The following is a 3,633-nucleotide window of genomic DNA, read 5'->3' as shown; positions in this document are numbered from 1 at the left end:
TCTAATCTACTCGTTTAAATACAATAGCTTAGAGAACGAATGTCCTAATTTTTGCCTTATCTCGGCATGACCCCGTTTAGGTCTGTCGTCAGGCTACGCCATTGGTTACCCCATCAGCCTTGGGCTGGCGGCCGGGGCGATGATCTTTGTGGTATCGCACGAAGTTATCCCGGAAACCCACCGCAACGGGCATCAGACCGCTGCAACCTTGGGGTTGATGCTCGGCTTTGCAGTAATGATGTTCCTGGACACAGCCCTTGGTTAGGCGAAGGGCGCAAACCTGGATGAGCCTGCTCTGACCAAGCGGGCCGATAGATAGCAAACGGGCGGATAGACAGACAATGCAGTAGTGAGTAAGCCAATGAACGACATCAAACAAGTAGTGGAATATCTGCGCAATCAAGGGCTGTTGCTAACCACGGCAGAGTCCTGCACGGCTGGCGGAATCATGACCGCGCTGGCTGAAGTGGAGGGCAGCGGTGAACTGATCGAGTGCGGCTACGTGGTCTATTCGCCACAGGCAAAACAACGCCTGTTGAACGTCAACCCGGCTACCATGGAGAAATTCAATCTCACCAGCCGCGAGGTTGCGTATGAGATGGCCGCCGGCGCGCTGCACAACAATCCAGCTACAGCAGCCATAGCCACCACAGGATTACTCGGCCCGGCAGACAAGGACGGCATACCAGCGGGCACCATCTGTTTCGCGTGGGCCTTTGAGACGGACGTCGGGCCGGTCGTGTTCAGCAGCACCGAGCATTTTGCGGGGTCGCGACAGGACGTATTGAGCAAGGCGGTACAGCACGCACTCCAGCAGTTGCCGTATTTTCATCGCGCGATGTTGCGAGGTGAGAGAAGCTGAGAGCGACCGGTAGCGCTAGCCATGCAGGGCGGGTTAACGCCTGGGGGTGTCAACAAGCCAATAAGCGCCAAATGTCGTATTTAACATAATATATATTATGCGAACTGCAATATAAGTCCTGCAGAAGCGCGCCTCATCCGAATATCCCTGCTGTGGAACGGCTCAAAATCAAGTCCGTTATACGAAGCGCCTGATTATCGCACCCAGCACGACGACAGCAGCCAAAAGGTGCCATAGGCGGAACCGACCTGGAGCTTTGCGGGTTGATACGAAAAGAACGGCTGTATGCGATCTGACGCGCTTCGGCTCAATATCTGGCAGCTGCGATCTACGCTTTGCATCCTCTCGATACCAGTCGCGGTCATCCAGACTCACTGTGCAGCTTCCCGCTTCAAGCTAGCGCACTCGCTCGACATTGGCCTGCTTCGCATGGCGCAAAAAGTCCTCTGCCGGCATGGGCTTTGCGAACAAATAACCCTGGCCGAAATTGCAGCCGAGTGAGCCCAGAATGCGCCGCACTACTTCATGCTCGATGCCCTCAGCCGTGGTCTTTAGCTTGAGGCTGTGGGCCATCTGAATAATGGCGATGACGATCGCGCGATTCTGCTCGTTGCTGCTGAGATTGGTGACGAAGGATTTGTCGATCTTGAGTTTATCGACCTGGAAGCGTTGCAGGTAGGACAGGTTGGAGTAACCGGTGCCAAAGTCGTCAATCGACAATTTGACGCCGAGCTGTTTGAGACGTTTCAGCAGCTGTATGAAGTTGTCGGATTTCTCCAGCAACATGGATTCAGTCAGCTCCAGCTCCAACAGTCGCGGTTCCAGTGTCGCGGCCTTGAGCGCCTGGGTGATACTGGCCTCCAGATTGCCGCGGTGAAATTGTACTGCCGAAAGGTTCACCGAGACGGCAAGACCGGCGCAGCCTTGTGTCTGCCATCGAGCGGCTTCAAGGCAGGCCTCGTTCAATACCCATTCGCCAATATGGGTGATCAGGCCGGATTGTTCGGCCACGTCAATGAAACGGTCCGGGGCCAGCAATCCGTGCTCAGCGTGCTGCCAGCGCAACAGCGCTTCGGCACCCACCAGCTTGCCGCCGGCCAGCTCGATGATGGGTTGATAATGCAAGGCAAATTCATCACGCAGCAGCGCCTGGCGCAAATCCTGCTCGATACTCAGACGCTCATGGGTATTGACGTTCATTTGTTCGTCAAACAGGCAGTAGGTATTGCGGCCGGTCGCCTTGGCCCTGTGCATGGCCAGTTCTGCCTTGCGCAACAAGGAGGCAAAATCGTCACCGTCGCGAGGGAACAGCGCTATGCCAATGGATAGCGAAGTCACCAGGGGCATATCGCGCAAGATTATTGGCTGGCTGACGATCTCTTGCATGCGCCGTGCGACCGCGATGGCGGTTTCCTGCCCGTCCAGATCGGGCAAGGTCATGATGAACTCGTCACCGCCTTGTCGGCTGACCGTATCCGCTTCACGCACCGCCTGCTTGAGCCTGGCGGCAATTTCCTGCAGCAGCTCGTCGCCCGCAGCGTGGCCAAGCGAATCGTTGATCGATTTGAAGTTGTCGATATCGACAAACAGGAGCGCAAGCTGCCTCCCCTGCCCGCGCGCCCGCTCGATCGCGCCTTGAACCAGATCCGCGATGATCTGACGATTGGGCAGGTCGGTCAGCGGGTCGTGTTGTGTCAGGTGAGTAAGCCTGGCTTCGGAGGAGCGCAGCCGTTGCATTTCCTGGCGCAGCAGCGTGCGTGCGCAGCGCAGGTCGCGCATCAGCAGTGAAATCGCCAGTGCCGACACAACCAGAATGCAGCTGATTACCACCAGCCTGCCAAGGCCGATGGGTGCGGGCTGATAGACTTTCAACCCGGTCGCGGCAAGACCGGTGATCAATGTGACCATCCCCAGCATGAGTCCTAGCAGCAACCAGAACAGACGCCTTGTGGCAACGGTGCCGGCGACCACCAGCAATGCCGGAAAAGCCAGTATGGCGCCGCTGTAGAGGCCCTGGCTGTTCCACATGGAAATACCCACGATCAATGTCATGACCGAGAGCACCAGCGAGACTGATAAATCAACCATGCCCCGCCGATTGAGCCGACGCGCATACATCACCACCGCAAAGGCAATGCCGACCAGTGTGCTGTTGAACCAGTCACCCACGCTCAGGGTGCGCACGGCTATCAGCAGCAAGACGACCGCCAGTGCGTTGGCGATCGACATCAATCGGCTGGCCTGGCGGCTCAGCACATTGCCCTCCACCAACATTTCCAAGTCCGTTTCCGCCTGCACGTTTTCCATACAGTTCGTGCTTCCTTAACGATAGGGCTCAATGAGCTTAAACACAGCTAACCGCGAACGCTAACCAATATACCAGTCGTTGCGCAAGCCCCGCGCTTGAGCTATCCGACGCAATATTTATGCGCGCGCGCTCTACTCCGCGGCCTGCGTCAGAAAACAGGCGCCAAAAATAAATAGTCTAATTGACGAGTAGAAAAGCGGGAACGGAAATGTGACGCGGGTCACGCCATGAGGACTTCGAAGCGCTTCAGCGGCATCATGCTGTCAGCAAAGCATTTTGCTGATAACAAATGCGGCAAAAACTGAAACAGGCGAGGACGTTTGACGCCCTCGCCTGCCGCTAGCACGAGTTGATTGCGGGTTTACTGAGCAACCAGCGACGCCTCACCCTCCGTCACACTGAGCGTGGCGCCCTGAGAGGTAGGGGTCATGCCGAGATAAGGCAAAAATTAGGACATTCGTTC

The 3,633-nt window shown here is 56.6% G+C and carries 2 protein-coding genes and 1 pseudogene; 2 read left to right on the top strand and 1 reads right to left on the bottom strand.

Features of this window, described 5'->3' with window-relative positions; all coding sequences use genetic code 11:
• Window positions 1-76 precede the first annotated feature (76 nt).
• Both V7756_RS18800 and V7756_RS18795 read left to right on the top strand, forming a co-directional pair.
• Window positions 77-265: pseudogene (locus V7756_RS18800) on the top strand (ZIP family metal transporter); the annotation flags it as partial.
• Between the two features lie 96 nt (window positions 266-361).
• Window positions 362-862, top strand: coding sequence for a CinA family protein (locus tag V7756_RS18795; protein WP_335611736.1), 501 nt, complete (start codon window positions 362-364; stop codon window positions 860-862).
• A gap of 396 nt (window positions 863-1,258) precedes the next feature.
• On the opposite strand, the gene V7756_RS18790 is transcribed toward V7756_RS18795, so the two are convergent.
• Window positions 1,259-3,169: a putative bifunctional diguanylate cyclase/phosphodiesterase gene (locus V7756_RS18790; protein ID WP_335611735.1), complete on the bottom strand. Its 1,911-nt coding sequence runs from the start codon at window positions 3,167-3,169 to the stop codon at window positions 1,259-1,261.
• Window positions 3,170-3,633: the final 464 nt, after the last annotated feature.

Origin of the sequence: Halopseudomonas sp., assembly GCF_036961105.1 — a bacterium.
Taxonomy (GTDB): domain Bacteria; phylum Pseudomonadota; class Gammaproteobacteria; order Pseudomonadales; family Pseudomonadaceae; genus Halopseudomonas.
This window is presented reverse-complemented; position numbering and strand designations above follow the sequence as displayed.

Coding starts and splice junctions, on each gene's coding strand:
- V7756_RS18795 (WP_335611736.1), top strand. CDS start 362: ATGAACGACATCAAACAAGTAGTGGAATATCTGCGCAATCAAGGGCTG.
- V7756_RS18790 (WP_335611735.1), bottom strand. CDS start 3,169: ATGGAAAACGTGCAGGCGGAAACGGACTTGGAAATGTTGGTGGAGGGC.